We start from the raw sequence: 17,888 nt of genomic DNA, 5'->3' as shown, positions 1-17,888 counted from the left end.
GGCTGCGGATGCCACCACGAGAGGATGGGGTCGGAGACGATGAGGGAGATCAGCTATTCCAGGGCACGCCGGAACCTCGCGGCGTTGATGGACGAGGTCGTCGACGATTGCGAACCGATTCTGATACGTCGGCGCGGCAAGGAACCCGTCGCCCTGGTCGCGGCGGATGAACTCACCCCTTGGATGGAGACCGCACATGTGCTCCGCTCCCCGGCGAACGCCCGGCGCCTGCGCGAGTCCATAGCCTCCGTTGAACGCGGCGAGGGCGAAGTGATCGACATCGACGAACTCGCCAAGCGACTCGGCATTGAGGACGGCGTTTCCGAGACGTGAACGGACATCGACGATTAGGGGGGCGGTAGTGGGCCGGTCCCGTCGTGCCGGCGTCGCGTTGTTCGCCGGGATGTTCCTGATCCCGGGCTGCGGCTCCGAGTCCGGCGAACGCGTGACCGCAGACGCGGCGGGGCCGACGCTCACTCCCGTCGACAGCATTCTGCTGCCGGAAGGCGACACGCTGTACATCGGCAACCCATACGCTCTGGTCGTCGATCCCTACGACGGGTCCTTCCACATATCGGACATCTTTTCGTCACGGGTCCTCAGGTTCCGTAGAGACGGCAGTCTGATGCTCGTGTACGGACGGCCGGGAGAGGGGCCGGGAGAGTTTCGCGGCGGCCCGGAGCTCCGATGCTCATCGACGATTCGACCGTCGCCGCACAGACCACCGAGTCGCGGCGGGTGAACGTCTTCGACCGAAACACCGGAGAGACCATTCGGGTCGTGGACTTTCCCGCGCTGGGCGGAATCACTCCCCCGGTGGTGATCGGCGAAGACGTCTGGATGACCGATTTCGAGCTCCAGCGCGAAACGTCGCTGACTCGTTGGCGGACGGCCACGGACGAATTCGCGAGCATGGGTGGACTCCCTCGGGAATACATCGCATCGCTCAGCACCGATAACTGGGCCTATGCGAGCCTTTTTCGGATCGGTTCCCTTGCGTACGCCGACGGACGGTTCGTGCAGGGCTGGTCCGGACTGGACGAGATGTTCGTCTTGAACCTGCGGGGCGAGGTGGTGGACACGGCGGACATCCCGGTGGCGAGGAGGAAGGGCGTCCCGGCCGACCTCAGGGAACGCATCGACGTCGAGCGCATCCCGGGCCGCGAGCAACTGGAGGGCAGTTCGCGACTGCGCCAACTTTTCCCGCGTCCGGGCGGCGGTTTCCTGTTCACCCACCACGACCAGACGGCACTGAGGATGGAGCCGATGCCGGTGCTCACCGCCAAGACCTGGGTCGGGATCCTCTCGCCGGACTTCGAGAAGGCGTGTGTGGACACCCTCGTGCCGCGAGATTTCGACATCCGGCCGATGGAGACTTTCCGTGGGGATACGCTGTTCGTCCTGGACCGGCGCATCGACGATTCGGAGCAGCTTCAGACCTGGATTCTGATGTTTCTGGTCTCCGACGAGCAGTGCGACTGGCTTAGCGCAGAGCCTGGGCGACAGGGACGCTAGAACCACGCGTCGCCGCCGCGGAAGTGCAGCGTCAGGACGGGATCGGGGCCGCCCCCCCTGCCCCCTCCCAAACCCCGGGCCACATCCAGGCGCAGGAGGCCGTCCATGAAGACGAGTCCCGCGCCGACCGCGTAGAAGTCGTCGCCTCCCGCGGACGCCCAGTCGCCGAACACGGAGAGGCCGAGGAAGCGGATCCGCCGCTGCAGATCGACTCTGGCCATGTGGACTCGCGTCCCCGGGATCGTGTTCGCGTGCCCACGGAGCCAGTGGCCGCTGCCACCGATGCGCCAGAGGTCGTGCGGCGCCGGATCCCCCCAGACCCGGGCTGTTCCGGCCTGCAATCCGAGCCGTAGCCGGGACGACAGGGGGATCACCAGCGCCCCCTCGGCGACCGCCCGCACATGCGGATTGTCACCCTCCGATGCGCGCACGCTCACGCGACCGCCCCCGCCAACGGACCCGGACTCCAGGGAGCCCCACCAGGGCGTCCAGGCGACGGCGGCCCCGATCCGGTTCCGCGTGGCGTCGGTCACGATGTCGGCGTCCTGCTCGGCGAAGAGGCGCAGCGAAAGCCAGACCCTCTCACGGATGGAAGGCAGGAATCGAATCGTCGCTCCGTGAGACCAATGGAAGTCCGCGGCGTCTCCCGTCGCATAAATTCCAGGCGTGCCGCGGCCGTCGCCCGGTCCGCCGTCGCGCAACGACCGGTAGAGGGAGACGAGCATCATGTGGCCGGGATGATTGCGCTGCAGGGTGAGGTTGACGTCCGGCGCCACGCGCGCAGTGCCGAACCTCGCCGTCAGCGCCGCGCGTCCCCAGCTGTAGTCGCGTTGCAGGCGGGTCCCCATCGACAGGCGTTCCACGGGATTGTAGCGCAGCAGCCGCAGCGTCCTGCCCGGGGCGTCGAACAGCCAGGGACTGGGTGCCTCGGCGCGGTCACCTCCATCGCCGGTACCGATGGCCGCGAGTTCCGCCGCGATCCGCTCCACGGTGGCGTCATCGACTCCGCGATCCTCCTCCCAGACGTCCGGGGGCAGCAGATCGCTGGTGACCAAGGCCTGCCGGTCCGCGGGCGTGATCGTCACCATCTCGCCGGGTTTCGCCGCCGCCAGCGCCCCGCTGATGCTGTCCCCTGCCTGGCTCCAGAGACGAAGCGCCTCGGCAGCCGTGGCGGGCGTCCCCGGAGAGGGTTCGCCGCCGCGTTCACGGATGTCCTCGATGTCGAGCGTCCAGTCGATCATGAACGGAGCGACGGGCGGCACGACGCCGGCGGCGTTGACGCCCTCCATCATCGCCGTCACGTGCAATCTCCACGTCACGCTCCGGGGCACCCAATGGCGCATCTCCCAGAGTCCGTACTCCGCAATCACCGTCGAGATGTCCAGTCGAGAGCGGGGAAAAGCGCTGTTGAACGCCCCGTTGACCAGACGGTCGACGAAGAGGGGGCGATCCGGAGTCGAATCGGGCGCGACGGTGCTCTCGTCAGGGTTTTCGGTACCGATCTCGATATACGCCCTCGGAGACCAGCGCCCGCCGCTCCGGAGCTGCCAGGTCAGCTCGCGGTCGATCGGCTTGGCCAGTCGGTAGGCCACGCGCGCGAGTCCGAAGGACTCCGCGTCGATCCACATGATGGCGGAGACGAGGCGGATGCTGGGGTAGCGAGGGACCGCCGTGACGGCGACCGCCCGCAGGACGCCCCCGTTGCTCAGCCGAACGGCGACCGTGTCCCCGGAACGGAACTGGTAGTAGCGCTCGGAACCCGGCTCCAGCGGGCTGCGAGTGGCGATCTCCGCTTCCGGAGAATCCCAGAAGAAGGCCCTGAAGCCGAAGGTGAACGGGTCGCCCAACGGGTCGGCGCCGAACCGTTCCGTCCGCAGCCCGGCGAAGAACTCCGAATCTCCGGGGTCGAACAGTGGAGTCCGAGACCGGGCCCCGAGAACGTGGACGATGGCGGGCTCGTCACGCGACCACCGCACGCGGACCGTGCGTTCGCCGTGCATATAGGGCCGATTGCGCCGGAGGGTGGGCATTTCGGCACCCATCCGCTCGCGGATCAGCGCCGTGTAGGCGTCGATGGTCAAGCGTGCCGTGTCGCGGGCGGCCCTCAGCCCGAGCATGAGTTGGCGCGCGGTCTCGTCCAGATAGGCGTCCCGGGCGGGATCGGACGCAGAGGGGTCCGAGGTGAGGGAGTCGCGTGTCTGAGCGGAGGCCGTTCCGTACAGGTTGGCGGCCAGCAGGACGGCTAACGCCGCGATGCGTTTGATCGCTGCTCTCCAGAGTCTTGAACCCGGTTTCCTTCCCAAACGGGAAGTATGTCCATCCTCCGGAAGACGTTTGGATCAATGGGCGAGTTGCCCCGCTTTGACGGACACCTGTCCAGCCGGACACCTGTCCACTGACTCACAGCTTCCCGCATTCATCCAGCAGGTGCTTGGCGTCGGAGATGGCTTCACGGGCTGGCCCCAGGTCCCGACCCTCCCCCACCCTCAAGACCTCTACCTGGATCACGTCGTCCGCGCTGTCGTCCACGGTACCCGCGTTGATGTAGTTCACGAGCAGCGCATCGGTGATCAGACGATCAGTCGGGAAGGCTGCGCGCGTACGCATGCGTTCTGCTCTCACGGACCCGAGTGAACGATCATCGGCGGTGATCATGTATCCGAGACGCTGCAACGTCACGCGCACGCAGTCGAGCCCCCCAGCTTCGACACTCGCCGGACGCGTCATGATTGTGAGTGGGGGTTGTTCCGCACAGGCCATCGTCGTCGTCACGGCCATGAACAGCATGACAAGGCGCTTCATCGATGCCTCCAAGGGTCACGAACCGGGCTTCCCCCCGCGATGCGTTTGATCGATGCTCTCCAGAGTCTGGAACCCGGTTCCTTCCCAAGCGGGAAGCATGTCCATTGACTCAGAGCTTTCCGCATTCGTCCAGCAGGCTCTCCGCGTCGGAGACACCGTTGCGGCTCGGACTTCCTCCGGCTGGACGCGAGGCCCGCACCTGGATCGTATCCTCCGATTCGCCGTCCACCGTACCCGCCACGATGTAGTTCACGACGAGGACATCGGTTTCCCGGAACAATCCCCGCGTGCGTTCCGCCGTCACGAACCCGAGCGACCGGTCGCCACCCGTGATCGTGTATCCGAGGCCCTGCAGCGTCGCACTCACGCAGTCGAATCCACCGGCGTCCACGTTCGCCGGACGTGTCATGATCAGCGGCCCGCAGGCCGCCACGGCCAGCATCGTCATAAGAAGCGCGACAAAGCGTTTCATCGATGCCCTCCTTGAGTCAGGGAAGCCGACTTCCCCCGCAGTCGGAAGCGTTTCCGTCATCCCGATGACGCGAGAGAGTCTGGTTGCGTCACTTTCAGCCCCCTCTCCCGCGAACGCGCGCGCTCCCCGGCTGCTCGCGGTCCGTCCCGCGGGCCGACTAGCCCGGATTTCTCACAGGATGGAGTAGGCACCGGCCTCCAGTAGTCGCTAATTTGTTATTCCCCAATAACATGGCGGCTACAAAAAAGGAGGACCGGTGCCGACACAGCGTAAGCCCGTATCGTTCGCTTTTCAAGGCTTCCGGGGCCGTAAAGTCACGGCCGCGTTCAACGGCGGCACGATCACCTCCCACGCCGGAACGCTGCTGCTCCGGGAGATCGGGCGCGCGGACAGCCTGTTCGACCGGTTCGCGGCCTGCTTCACCGACCACCGCGATCCGGCGCGCACCGAGCACTCCGTCTCCACGCTGGTGGCCCAGCGCATCGTGGCCCTGGCCCTCGGCTTCGAGGACCTCAACGATCACGACCACCTGCGCCACGATCCCGTGCTGGGCCTTCTCGGCGACAAGACCGGAGCCACCCGGAAGGACTGCGCCGCCCTGGCCGGCAAGAGCACGCTCAACCGGCTCGAACACGCGCCCGAGGGAGAGCCGGGCCGGTACCACAGGATCGGCCACGACCCGCAGGCGATGCAGGCCCTGCTCACCGATCTGTTCATCGAGTCGAAGGCCGGACCGCCCCCCTCGCGCCTCGTCCTCGACATCGACTGCACCGACGACCGGACGCACGGCCGCCAGGAAGGCCGCTTCTTCCACGGCTATTACGGCCACTACTGCTTCCTCCCCCTCTACATCTTCTGCGGCCACCACCCGCTCGCCGCCGTGCTCCGCCCCGGCAACACCGACCCGGCCCGCGGCGCCGTCGAAGCACTCGACCGCATCGTCACGCAGCTGAGGCAGTGCTGGCCCGGCGTCGAACTGCTCGTCCGCGCCGACTCCGCATACGCCCGCGAAGAACTCATGGCCTTCTGCGAGGCGCGCAACATCCACTACGTCCTCGGCGTCGCGAAGAACGACCGGCTCCGCCGGCGGATCGCGCCGGAACTCCTCGCCGCCAAGGTCGAGTCCGAGGGCCGCCGCCGTCCGGTGCGCCTCTACACCGAGTTCGACCACGCCACCCGAACCAGCTGGTCCCGCTTCCGCCGCGTCATCGCCAAGTGCGAGCACATCCCCGGCAAGTCCAACCCCCGCTTCGTCGTCACCTCGCTCCCGGAGACGATCGCTCCCAGGACCCTCTACGAACGCATCTACTGCCCCAGGGGCAACGCCGAGAACGCCATCAAGGAGCAGCAACTCGACCTGTTCGCCGGACGCACCTCCGCCACCCCCATGGCCGCCAACCAACTCAGGCTCGTCTTCTCCGCCCTCGCCTCGGTCCTCATGATCCGGCTCCGGGCCGCCCTCGCCCACACGCGCCTCGCCCGAGCTACCGCCGGCTCCCTCCGCCTCAAGCTCCTCGGGATCGGCGCCCGCGTCTCCGTCTCCGTCCGCCGCGTCGCCGTCGCCATGGACGCGAACCACCCCTTCACCGCCGAGTTCGCGCGCGTCCACGCCAGCTTCCCCACGTAGCGCCGACCCGACCCTGCGGTCTCACCAGAAGCCTCCCGGCCTCCCCCGGCCCGGGCACCGGTGTCTCCAAACACCACGGATCCGGCTCCGGTGCGCTCCCACCGGCCCGAAACAGCCCGCCTCGACCCTCCCCGAGCTACCACCGCACTCCAAAATGGGGACATTATCCGGCCAACTATGCCCGGACGGGCTTCAGCGGTTCACTTCCGGGGGGCGTGTGAGAAATCCGGGCTAGCGGGAATTGATCGTGACGCCTGCCTGGACCGCAACGAGCCGCGTCAGCCCATCGCCGAGCGGCACCAGCCCCCAGTAATAGACCGACTCCGCGGCGAGCGTGGCGACGCCCCTCACGGTTGAGATCGGCCACTCCCTTTCACGCATCCGGGGACCTGTGGTTCAGATCTTCCCGCACCGGTTCAACAAGTGCTCAGCGTCGGAGATGGCTTCACGGGCTGGCGCCCTGTCTCGATGCTCCCCGACCTCCGCGACCTTTACCTGGATCACGTTGTCCAGGTTGCCGTCCACCGTACCGGCGTCGATGTAGTTCACGAGCAGCGCATCCGTGACGGTGATCAACTGACCTGTCGGGAAGGCCTGGCGCGTACGCATGCGTTCCGCTCTCACGAACCCGAGTGAACGATCACCGGCGGCAATCATGTATCCGAGACGCTGCAACGTCACGCGAACGCAGTCGAGTCCACCAGCTTCGACACTTGCCGGACGTGTCATGATCAGGGGTTGTTGTACTGCACAGGCCATCGTTGCCGTCACGGCCGTGAACAGCATGACAAGGCGCTTCATCGGATGCCTCCAGGAGTCATGAACCCGGTTTCTCCGAAATCGGAGACCCTTTCGTCATCCCGATGACGCGAAAGCGCCCTGCACGGTCACATCTCCGGGAGGCTGTCGGTCGGTTCACGGGACCAGCGGCTGGAGGCGGCCGAACTCGTACTCGAGGGGCGGCGCGGCGCGTGTCGGCGACGGTCCGCCGAGCGAATACGGACGTTCCCGCAGGAACGTGATCGGAGCTACTTGGGCTCTCGCGGTCACTTGTATTTGTACACGAACGCGTCCACGAGAGCCGCTCGGAAGCGCCAGATTTGCGCCGCATCGTCGCCATCAGGGCACGGCGTGGAATACCACGGCTGGGTGTCCAGCCACTCGAGGAGCTTCCGGTAGTTCTTGGGCTTACCCAACGTCGAAGGGCTCATGCCCGACAGCGCTGCGAGGCCCTTTGTTGATTCACCATTCACCGAGAGCAGCCGGTCCGGCCGCGCCAGCGTGAGCAGCAGCGTCGCGTTGCCGTGTCCGATGTGTTTGAGGCTCAGTAGCTCTTTCAGCGCCGCGACGGCGACGTCCGGGAACGCCGAATCTCTGGCCCCGTCGACCTCCCGGAGGATGTTCTGGATCGGATTCTGATGACTCTCGACGGCCGACCAATGGGAGGCGCGAACACGTCCGAGCAGCCCCCACCAATCGGAGTCGCTACCGCGCGTGCCGCCCATCAGCCGCATGTGCAACTCCGGATCGAGTTGCGACCACGTCTCCTCGCCTAGGATGAGCGTGCGACGGCCTCCTATCGCGCTCATATAGCTCCGCGTATCTCCGAAGACTCCCCACGGCTCGTCGCGCAGCTTTCTCTCGCACTTCCTCAGAGCTCGTTCGTATCCCTCGAAGTTCAGGGGACGACGAGCGTCATCCAGGAGATCGATCCGCTGGGACATTGAGCCGGAAGCCATCCTCCGCACATCTCGTTGGGGCGGGTATCGCTCCCAATCTTCTTTGTACTGGCTGATGATCTCAGCGACAGATCGATCCATGCGACTGTCTTCCCAACGCTGCTCGAACCAGGTACCGAGCGCATCCGCCTCAGGACCGGGACCCACTTCCAGCATGATCTCCTCGTTGGACCCGGAGTGGCCGCCAAAGCCCTGGTTCGTGAAGTTCGCACTTCCGATCCACGCGCACCGTTCGACGCCACTTCGCTTGGGAATCCGGAAGACATACAGCTTCGGGTGAAAAAGCTGGTTCCCGCTCTTGATGATCCTCAGGTGGTCACCGGTGATTTTCCGCAACTCCTCGAGCGCGTCCGGTCGAGTCGCTCTCCCCGAGATACCGACGATGGCCCGGACCTCCACGGGCCTCGACGTTCGCTTCGTCGCGCCGGCCAATGCTTGCAGGTGTTTGCCGCCGGTGGCCCAGGCCGTCGCGATGTCCACATGCGTCGCGTTCTTCAGAATCTCGCCGAAGCGGGTGTTCAGGTCCGCATTCCCGATGACCATGTTCTCAACTTCTCCTTCCGGCGCGCGATGTCGTCGGCTCTGTGACGCGCGAGAGCTCGACGCGGCTTTCGTCATGGCGAGACTTCGATGAGTAGGCGGCAGTGGTCGCTGGCGCCCCACTCGGCCGGCTTGTTCAACGCCCGGACGGCGATCGCGTCAGAGAAGCCGCGCGACGCGAACACGTGATCCAGCTGGGTGGATGGGTGCTCGGGCGATCCGCGGTTGGAGTGAAAGGTCGGCCCGTCGTGCGGCCCCAGGTATTCGAAGCCGAGCGCCTCCATGCGCATCCACACCGTCCGTTCCCGTTGGATCCAGTATTCCTGGTCCGCCGGCCAGGAGTCGGGATTCATGTTGAGATCTCCGGCCACGAGGATCCGGTGCGTTCCGGGGTCCTCGTGGCCGATGAAGGCCGACAGATCCGAGATGGCGCGGTGCGCCGAGCCATCCTGAAAGCCGACGCTCCACTTGCTTCCCGTGGTCGGGTGGGGCCGCATCCAGCGGGCGTACATGGACACGGCGATGAACGGCTCCCCGATTTCGGGAACGACGCGCGCGGCCGCGTTGATGCCGATGCCGCTTACCGGCATCTGGTCGGGGTCCGCAACACTGATCGGATCGATCTGCGCGAAGTGCTCGACGCGCACACGGTCGGAGAGGCGAACGACCCGGCACCAACGGTCGAACTGGTGCTTGAGCCAAGGCTCCCCTCCCACCTCCACCTCCGTCACCACATCCGGGGGCGGGTTCTTGGCCTCTTGGAGGAGCGCCACATCGGCGTCCATCTTGAGTAGCTGCCGCCACGGCTCGCGGCGACCCGCGATATTCCACGCCACGACCCGTATCATCTTCCCGTCTCTTTATCGCTCGAATTCCTCGAAACCCTCGCGTACTCCATACGCCTGAGTGAGACACAAGCGGTCAATCAGATCGAGAGCCCTGTCTCCCCACTCATTCCCCTGATGCTGCTGATAGGTGCGGAACACGAGTTTCGCGAGATCCATCGCTCGCCCCGACGCCTGTGCACCCTCTCCGAAATGATCGAGAAACCGCACACACACCAAGCACGTCACCTCCGGCAATCGGTCGCGGGCGAGCTCCAGCGCTCTAAGAATCTCATGCGTGCTGTGCGGGAACGCTCGACTCCCGACGAATGCTCCGATCAGATCCTGGTAATCGCCCAATCCACGGTCCTCGAACTGCCGGAAACAACTCGCCGCTTGCTGCCTCACCGCTTCGTCTTCGTCATCAAACAGGACTGTCAGGTGTCGTTCGCACCAGTCGCGACACGTTGATATCGCGACGTTCCGGGACGCGACCTCAGCGATTCCTCGCCGATGTGCGACGCTGCCCTGCATCGACTCCGCGACCAGATCGTCTGCATCGTGACCATGCAGGACTGCCAGCGCGGCCAATTGTGCTCCGGCTTGCTGACCATCGGGCGAGCACGACCGGATCATCCTCTCGACCAGCCCACGCACTTCCTCGAATCGCGCCGGCAGTTGTGAAGCAAGAAACGTCAGGAAGCGGAGCGTTGCAAATACGACGGTGTCCGCGCATTCCACGCGGGACATCAGTCGGATACCGCACTCGGCATCGTGGGCGCCGACCGCAGCGATCACTCGTCCGACGCAGGAAGCTACGCCTACGTGCTGCTCACGTAGCATCGCGTCGATAGTCGTCTCGAACCTGTTCGCGTTGCTTGCATCCCGTGCGATCAACTGTGCTACTGCCTCCGCCGCTCTCCCTCGCGTTGTATTGATTCCGACAGTATAGATCCTGTCACTCGTCTTCCGTTGACCCGTCGCCTCCGGTACGTCCACCGAGTCCGGGTGGGGGTGTTGCGTGGCCAGCCAGCTCAGAATCTCAACCGCTTCGTCCGATGGGGGATTCGCGAGATTTCGCAGCACATCGGCGATAGCAGAACCGACGTTGAGATCTTCCCTTGCGTCCGCAAAGGCCTTCGCGCATACGGAAAGCTTCACGTCGTCCGCTACCGCACGCTCGGTGCCGTCCAGTCCTCGGAGGATTCCCGACAGATAAACCGGATTGGCGTCCTCGGGCAGCCTTGATGCGAGTCTTCCGAAGCGGTCGGGATCTTCCTTTGTTCGCCGCTCAAGCTCCCGAGACACCTCGAGCGCGCCGCCTACGAATTCGTCTCCCTTCCCGAACCGAGACCCGCGATCATTGTACTTCCTAATCGCCTTCAGCCAATGCTCATCCGTCATTCTGTCCGCTGCCGGCGGCTCGATGGGAGATCTTAGGAAACCGCTCCGAACCCCCTTCGGGGCCCCGGTCGGGTCTCGGAACTTCCTCTTCAACTCGCCGAGCCGCCGCATCACTCTCCGGCTCCGCAATTCAGCAGGAATCGATGACAGCAGATCGAACTCGCCAAGACCCCGGGAACGCCAACCCTCCAGGGAGCGTTCCCATGCAGGCACGTAGCTCATGATCGCGTCCTCGAGGCGTCGCAACTCGGCGGCTGAACAACACTCTGCTAAGGCTTCTACGGTCTCTCGGGCAAACCACTCGGAACTATCGTCGGGCCCACACTCAAACCGCCACGGTTCTTCGACGAGTATCTCGATGGCGTCCTTCCGGTAATGTCGGGCCCCACCCTTGTATAGTGCGAGCAACATACGATTACTGATGCGCGTATTCCGCCGACGGAGGTCATCGAGAACAGCCTTTGGAACAGAACCCTCGGACGCCCATATGCTCACCGCATCAGCCAACGCGCTCACAACCGCATCTCTCACGGTAGGATGCTCCCCCGAAGCGACATACCACCAGATCCTGTCCTGGCGGGGCGGCGGGCGGTCATAGGCGGTCAATTCGGAGAGTTCGAGCACCGGTGACAAGACAAGTTCGGCGAACGTATTAGGGTCCGCCTCCGCCGCTTTCTCCACCACGTCGCCTTCCCCGAGACCGCTCCCCAGCAGGCTTGGCTCCACGCTGTCGACACCGTCGGCGTGTATCGCTCGTGCGGCACAGCGCAGCATAGCAGCAATCAGTTCCGCCATCCACTCAGGCCGATCTTTGCCCACGCGGTACCAGAACGTCTGAAGCATCCCCGGCACCCCGCGCCCACCGCCAAACTCACCCAGCGTCGCCGCATCAACGCGTCGAAGAAGCCCGTCGAACGTTTCACGGCTGACATTGCCTCCAGCCATGGCGATTCGACCCTGGATGTGGATCGACCGTTCTTCGCTCTTCTCGTGCTTCTTGCTGAGTAGCGTACCGAGCCGCTGTCCGAACCGGCTCTGGTCGCGGCTCATTGCAACGAACAATTCGTCCGCGAGTTCGGGCCGGCGCCAACTCAGCCAGTCGTCGACGAAACCCCTGCTGTCCAGGTACGCCAACCACTCCTTGCTCGTGAGCAACCTCCGCCAGGCCAATCGAGCAAAATCGTCCGCGCAGTCTTCTCCCCGTTGATGTGCAGTGAGAAGCGGCGCGACCAGGCCTTCCCACGCTTCCCACTCCCCGTCGAGGGGATCCGGGACGTCGGTGAGCCAGGCCAAGACTAGATCCTTGATGTGGATCCTTATCTCGGGATCGCCAAGCAGCTCGCGAAGTTCTGCCACATAGCGTTCGCGGTCAGCGTCCCGGAGATAGGTCAGCGTCTGGCGAACCTGGGCACGTCGAAACAGATCCTGGCCCTCGTTCCTCAGGAACTCAGCGAGGGTTGTATCGTCGCGGACGAACAGGCGGGCGAAGACGTAGTCGAACAGGCTCTCGTGGGCGAAGCTGAGTGTCCCTCTATCGCGTACGAGGACTCCTTCCGAAACAAGACCGTCCAGGTACGCAGGGTCCACATCCTCGAGGTGCTTAACCGCTACCGTCAAGCGTTGTGTCGCAGTCATGTGTTCACAGAGAATCTCCATGACCGTCATCCACTCGTCTGTTTGCACCTCGGGGCGACGCCGAACCGCGCGTCGCTTCGCCGCCCAGTATCGATCGAAGAGTTCCTTGACCGTGGCGAAGCCTGGAGGGGAGGCACTGTCCGGATTGATGTCGAGGAACAGAGCCAGATTCTGAGGCACTCTCAGGAGGTCCAACTGCATTTGTTGCAGCGCACCCGGGTCATAGCCCGCTTCGGCAAGGATGCTGTCGAGTTCGTCCGGAGAGAACTTCTCAACCGTCAGCTTGGTACCGCACTCAGCCATGAATGACCGGAGACCCGAGTCGTGCATGAAATCGAATTCCCGACAGACGATCACCGTGTGGACAGGTGGAGTGGAAGACAGACTCCGAACATCCTGGAGAAGGCGCTCAACGAGATCGAACGCGTCGGCAGTTCGACCTGATGCCGAGCTGACGGCATCAAGCTGATCGATGACCAGCACGGCGGGGCGATCCGCATCGCGAGCTGCTGCGTGTAACGTCAAGGCTGGCGAGTCGGTGCCGAACTCGAGATAGCTCGCCAATTGACCCATCGTGGCGACATCCGAGAGGCGGTCCATGCGGAATGCCAGTACGGGCAGTTCCGACTCGCGAAGCCGCTCGATAATGTCAACCACGCAGGCCGTCTTGCCGATACCGGCGTTACCGGTGATCGCACACTGGTGCGGTGCGTCGCTCTCGGTCAGGTGGTCGACGATATCGCCTGTCTGCTCTCGAGCGCGCACCCGACCGAGAATCAGCTTGCGACGAGCGGCCTGGAGGTATCGATCCGTAGCGGCGTGCATCAACTGCGTAGCCGTCTCGGGATCCATCGACGCTCGCAGACGAAGACCGCGTTTCGCGAGGCAGCGTATGAGGGAGTCGCGGCTGATCGTTTTATGCACTGAATCGCCGACAATGCTTCGTAGCGCATCGCGGGCGCTCTTGGCGTGGCCGCCGGTGAGGAACAGTTGCGCTCGCCACCGAATTTCCTCACGGAGAGTCCACTCGTCGATCGTCCGCACCTCGATGCGCCGCAGAAGCTCTCGCGCCGTTGGGGCGTCGCACCCCCATATCTCCAAGAGTTGCTCGAAGGGCGTCCGGCGGCTGTCGGCTTTCAGAAACTCGCGTTCGAATTCTCGCTGTGATTCTGCGTCGCGGGCGGCTTCGGCAAGATCGCTAAGTTCGGGCGCGTCGCTACTCGAAACGAAAACGAAGGTGTCGGCTCCGCCGGTGAGACGTTGGAACACAGCTTCGAGCAGGCCCTCCCCATGCAACCGAACGAGGGTCCAAGCGCCTCGGGCGTGTCTACGCTTCGCTTGGTGGAACTCCGAGGTGTCGCCGACCTTTAGCACGAACTCCATCTTGTCGACGCCGGGGGGCTCGATCCGGATCTCCGCCGCTTCTCCGGCCAGCACGCGAAGAAGTTGGCGGACCGTCCACTGGGCCTCGTAGCGGTTGCCGAACTTTTGGGCTGCGCCTCCGGAGAGGGGCATGAAGCTGTCTCCTATTTCGTTACCGGGAGCGTAGGGCGAGGGGACGGTAGGCGCCGTTCTGCTCAACGTCAAAGCTGCCGGACGGTGATGCAGGGGGGTGGCTTCCGGGGGGGTGAAGTTGCCGGGCACGGGTGCGGAGTGCGAGTGTTCGTCCGCCGCAGCGACCGCTCGCAGATGGGCATGAAGACCATTGGCGACGCCTGCAGATGAGGCGGAAGGACCGAGCAAGGAGATCACGTGACCGACGCGGATGACCGGGGCGACCGGAGAAGAAACGACGACGCCGGGGCGGACGACGCCTCCGCGGTTGATCGGTTCTTCGAGCGGCCGATCCTGAACTCGCCGTACGAGTATCCCTCGCGGCACTGGGAGCTGGACGCGGCCGGGCAGCCCACGCACAAGATCCTGGGTTACCGGCGGCCCGCTTCGTTCATCTCACCGATTCCAAAGCCGAAGCAGCGGAAGTCCAAGAAGGGTCCGAAGGTCGAACAGGTCGGGATGGTGCTCGACGAGGGGAAGGGGCTCTCGACCGAGGAGCAGGAGTACCTGGCCGCGATCATCAACCGGGTGCGCGAGCGCGTGGACGAGTGGCGGCTCATCCCCGATCCGACGAAGTGGCGCGTGACTCCCGAGACGGCGCGCCTGCTGCGTCACTGGCGGTCGCACCGGTTCTCCAGCATCCGGCCGTTCTTCTGCCAGATCGAGGCGGTGGAGACGGCCATCTGGCTCACGGAGGTCGCGACCCACTCGAAGGCCGGCCGAGATCTGCTGAAGCACATGGAGGATGTGAGCGAAGGGGCGAACCCCGGTCTCTCGCGGCTGGCGCTCAAGATGGCGACGGGCACTGGCAAGACGACGGTCATGGCCATGCTCATCGCGTGGCAGACGGTCAACGCGGTGCGCCGGCCTCGGAGTCAGCGGTTCACGAAGGGCTTCCTCGTGGTTACGCCGGGAATCACGATTCGGGACCGGCTGCGGGTGCTTCAGCCCAACGATCCTGACAGCTACTACAAGGACCGCGAACTGGTCCCTGGCGACATGCTGCCCGATCTGGGGCAGGCTCGGATCGTCATCACGAACTACCACGCCTTCAAGCACCGCGAGCGCGTGAAGCTCGCCAAGGGCAGCCGTGCCCTGCTCCAGGGGCGAGGCCCCGCGCCGGACACCACCGAGAGCACCGGCCAGATGCTGCGGCGCGTTATGCCCGAACTCATGGGCATGAAGCGGATCATGGTCCTGAACGACGAGGCGCACCATTGCTACCGGGAGAACCCTGGCGAGGACGACGAGGGGTCGCTCAAGGGCGACGACAAGAAGGAGGCCAAGGAGAACACGGAAGCGGCGCGGCTTTGGATCTCCGGCCTCGAATCCGTGCAGCGGAAGCTTGGCATCAACCGCGTGATCGATCTGTCCGCCACCCCTTTCTTCTTAAGCGGATCGGGCTATGCCGAGGGCACCCTGTTTCCGTGGACGATGAGCGACTTCTCGCTCATGGACGCGATCGAGTGCGGGATCGTGAAGCTGCCCCGGGTGCCCGTGGCGGACAACATCCCCGGCGCCGAGATGCCCCGGTTCCGCAACCTGTGGGAGCACATCCGCCCCAAGATGCCGAAGAAGGGCCGCGGCAAGACGGGGCCGCTCGATCCGCTCAGCCTTCCGCTCGACCTCCAGTCGGCACTCGACGCCCTCTACGGACACTACGAACGGACTTTCGACGAATGGAAAAAGGCGGGCATCAGCGTGCCGCCGTGCTTCATCATCGTGTGCAACAACACGTCCACCTCGAAGCTCGTGTACGACTACGTCTCGGGGTTCGAGCGCACGACGGAGAACGGCGCGCCGGCGGTGGAGAACGGACGGCTGGCCCTGTTCCGGAACTTCGACGAGAACCATCAGCGGATTCCGCGACCCCGCACACTGCTCATCGACAGCCGCCAGTTGGAATCCGGTGACGCGCTCGATCTGAAGTTCCGCAAGATGGCGGCCGCCGAGATCGACCGGTTTCGGCGCGAGAGGATCGCCCGAACCGGTGACCGGCACGCCGGCGAGAACATCACGGATCAGGATCTCCTCCGCGAGGTGATGAACACCGTGGGTAAGCGGGACCGGCTCGGCGGCTCGATCCGCTGCGTCGTCTCGGTGTCGATGCTCACGGAGGGCTGGGACGCGAACACGGTGACGCACGTGCTCGGAGTGCGGGCCTTCGGTACGCAGTTGTTGTGCGAGCAGGCCGTCGGGCGTGCGCTGCGCAGGCAGTCCTACGGTTTGAACGAGAAGGGGCGCTTCGATGTCGAGTACGCGGATGTGCTCGGCATCCCGTTCGACTTCACCGCCAAGCCCGTCGTCGTGCGCCCGACGCCGCCCAAGGAGACGATCACGGTGCGCGCGATGCGGCCGGAGCGCGACAAGCTCGAGATCCGCTTCCCGCGCGTCATCGGATACCGGGTGGAACTGCCGGAGGACAGGCTGACGGCGAACTTCAACGAGGACTCCCGCCTCGAGCTGACCCCCGAACTCGTGGGACCGTCGCTCACGAAGAACGAGGGAATCGTGGGCGAGGGCGTCGACCTCACCGTTGAACACCTCAACGGGCGTTTGAACACCGTCAACTATCACCTCACCAAGCACCTTCTCTACACGAAGTGGCGGGACGCCTGGGCGGCTCCCCCGCTTCACCTGTTCGGACAGGTCAAGCAGATCTCACGCCAGTGGCTCGATTCGTGCCTCGCATGCAAGGGCGGAACGCATCCCGGCCAGCTTCTGTACCGCGAACTCGCGGACCTCGCATGCGACCGCATCACGGCGGCGATTCTGCGGTCGGAGGGAGGGCGGCACGTGAGAGCCCTGCTCGACCCGTACAACCCGGAGGGCTCCACGTCACACGTCCGCTTCGAGACGACGAAGACGCACCGATACGAGACCGACCCGCGCCGCTGCCACGTCAACTGGGCTGTCCTCGACAGCTCCTGGGAGGGGGAGTTCTGCCGGGTGGTAGAGGCGCACCCGCAGGTTCTCTCCTACGTGAAGAACCACAACCTCGGGCTCGAGGTGCCGTACCGTCACAAGTCGGAGAACCGCACCTACATACCCGATTTCATCGTGCTGATCGACGACGGACGAGGCCCGAACGATCCGCTGCACCTCGTGGTAGAGATCAAGGGTTTCCGAAAGGAAGACGCGAAGGACAAGAAGGCGACGATGGAGAACTACTGGGTGCCCGGCGTCAACCGTCACGGCCGCTACGGACGCTGGGCCTTCGCCGAGTTCCGGGAGGTGCTCGAACTGGAGGCGGACCTCGATGCCGTGATCGAGAACCGGTTCGGCCACATCGTCCGCGTCGCCACGGGAGACCCCGCCGCCATCGCGGGCGAGGCCTTGATCCAGGCGGGCGGCTCCGACCCGGACGCGGAGTACATTTCGCGGCGGCGCCCCTGGGGGTGATCCTCGTGGACACGAACGTATGGATCGACCATCTCCGGCGGCCGGAGCCTGCCGTCGGACGGCTCGTGGAAACCCGTCGGATCCTGATGCACCCGATGATTCTCGGAGAACTCGCCTGCGGCGGCATGCCGGATCGCGACGAGCGCCTGCGCGAGTGGCGCGGGCTTCCCCGGCTCGACGGCCTGGAACACGAGGTGGTGATCGACTGGATCGAATCGGAATCGCTCGCGGGGAGGGGGATCGGTTTCCTTGACGCCCACCTTCTCCTCTCCGTCCTCCGGGAAGACGCAAAGCTCTGGACCCGTGATCGATCTCTCCGCGCGCTCGCCACGCGCTTCGGGGTAGCGTTTCCCGAACCCAACGCATAGCGATTA

Annotated in this window: 11 protein-coding genes and 1 pseudogene; 5 read left to right on the top strand and 7 right to left on the bottom strand. The window is 64.8% G+C overall.

All coding sequences use genetic code 11. The features are described 5' to 3' along the window. The first annotated feature begins 39 nt into the window (after window positions 1–39). Together ACQY5G_RS07395 and ACQY5G_RS07390 are read left to right on the top strand one after the other, a co-directional pair. Entirely contained in the window at window positions 40–333 is a 294-nt protein-coding gene (locus ACQY5G_RS07395; RefSeq protein WP_428278437.1) for a type II toxin-antitoxin system Phd/YefM family antitoxin, read from the top strand. A 354-nt stretch (window positions 334–687) separates the two neighbouring features. After that, the gene (locus ACQY5G_RS07390) at window positions 688–1,515 is read left to right on the top strand and encodes a hypothetical protein (protein ID WP_428278435.1); all 828 of its coding nucleotides are present in this window, start codon (window positions 688–690) and stop codon (window positions 1,513–1,515) included. On the opposite strand, the gene ACQY5G_RS07385 is transcribed toward ACQY5G_RS07390, so the two are convergent. The 3 genes from ACQY5G_RS07385 to ACQY5G_RS07375 form a co-directional block, all read right to left on the bottom strand. Beyond that, complete coding sequence (locus ACQY5G_RS07385; RefSeq protein WP_428278433.1) at window positions 1,512–3,632, bottom strand: hypothetical protein; 2,121 nt, start codon at window positions 3,630–3,632, stop codon at window positions 1,512–1,514. The two genes, ACQY5G_RS07390 and ACQY5G_RS07385, sit on opposite strands and share 4 nt — an antisense overlap. A gap of 283 nt (window positions 3,633–3,915) precedes the next feature. Beyond that, entirely contained in the window at window positions 3,916–4,317 is a 402-nt protein-coding gene (locus ACQY5G_RS07380) for a hypothetical protein (protein ID WP_428278431.1), read from the bottom strand. A gap of 109 nt (window positions 4,318–4,426) precedes the next feature. Then, a complete protein-coding gene (locus ACQY5G_RS07375) occupies window positions 4,427–4,789 on the bottom strand; it encodes a hypothetical protein (RefSeq protein ID WP_428278429.1) in 363 nt (120 codons plus the stop codon). A gap of 256 nt (window positions 4,790–5,045) precedes the next feature. On the opposite strand from ACQY5G_RS07375, the gene ACQY5G_RS07370 reads away from it, so the two are divergent. Beyond that, window positions 5,046–6,416, top strand: a complete 1,371-nt coding sequence (locus ACQY5G_RS07370; protein WP_428278427.1) for an IS1380 family transposase — start codon at window positions 5,046–5,048, stop codon at window positions 6,414–6,416. A gap of 396 nt (window positions 6,417–6,812) precedes the next feature. Here the strand turns inward: ACQY5G_RS07370 and ACQY5G_RS07365 are convergent, their stop codons facing one another. The 4 genes from ACQY5G_RS07365 to ACQY5G_RS07350 all read right to left on the bottom strand — a co-directional run bounded on the left by ACQY5G_RS07365 (window position 6,813) and on the right by ACQY5G_RS07350 (window position 14,073). Next, window positions 6,813–7,217: a hypothetical protein gene (locus ACQY5G_RS07365; protein ID WP_428278425.1), complete on the bottom strand. Its 405-nt coding sequence runs from the start codon at window positions 7,215–7,217 to the stop codon at window positions 6,813–6,815. Between the two features lie 245 nt (window positions 7,218–7,462). Beyond that, a complete protein-coding gene (locus ACQY5G_RS07360; RefSeq protein WP_428278423.1) occupies window positions 7,463–8,635 on the bottom strand; it encodes a phospholipase D family protein in 1,173 nt (390 codons plus the stop codon). Window positions 8,636–8,769: 134 nt separating this feature from the next. Further along, on the bottom strand, window positions 8,770–9,543 hold the full coding sequence (locus ACQY5G_RS07355; protein ID WP_428278421.1) for an endonuclease/exonuclease/phosphatase family protein: 774 nt from the start codon (window positions 9,541–9,543) through the stop codon (window positions 8,770–8,772). A 12-nt stretch (window positions 9,544–9,555) separates the two neighbouring features. Next, window positions 9,556–14,073, bottom strand: coding sequence for a hypothetical protein (locus ACQY5G_RS07350; RefSeq protein WP_428278419.1), 4,518 nt, complete (start codon window positions 14,071–14,073; stop codon window positions 9,556–9,558). A 330-nt stretch (window positions 14,074–14,403) separates the two neighbouring features. On the opposite strand from ACQY5G_RS07350, the pseudogene ACQY5G_RS07345 reads away from it, so the two are divergent. Beyond that, window positions 14,404–17,418: pseudogene (locus ACQY5G_RS07345) on the top strand (BPTD_3080 family restriction endonuclease); the annotation flags it as partial. 101 nt (window positions 17,419–17,519) lie between these two features. Further along, window positions 17,520–17,882: a type II toxin-antitoxin system VapC family toxin gene (locus tag ACQY5G_RS07340; RefSeq protein WP_428278417.1), complete on the top strand. Its 363-nt coding sequence runs from the start codon at window positions 17,520–17,522 to the stop codon at window positions 17,880–17,882. The last annotated feature ends 6 nt before the right edge of the window (window positions 17,883–17,888 follow it).

Source organism: Candidatus Palauibacter sp. (genome assembly GCF_965261555.1).
Classification (GTDB): domain Bacteria; phylum Gemmatimonadota; class Gemmatimonadetes; order Palauibacterales; family Palauibacteraceae; genus Palauibacter.
This window is presented reverse-complemented; position numbering and strand designations above follow the sequence as displayed.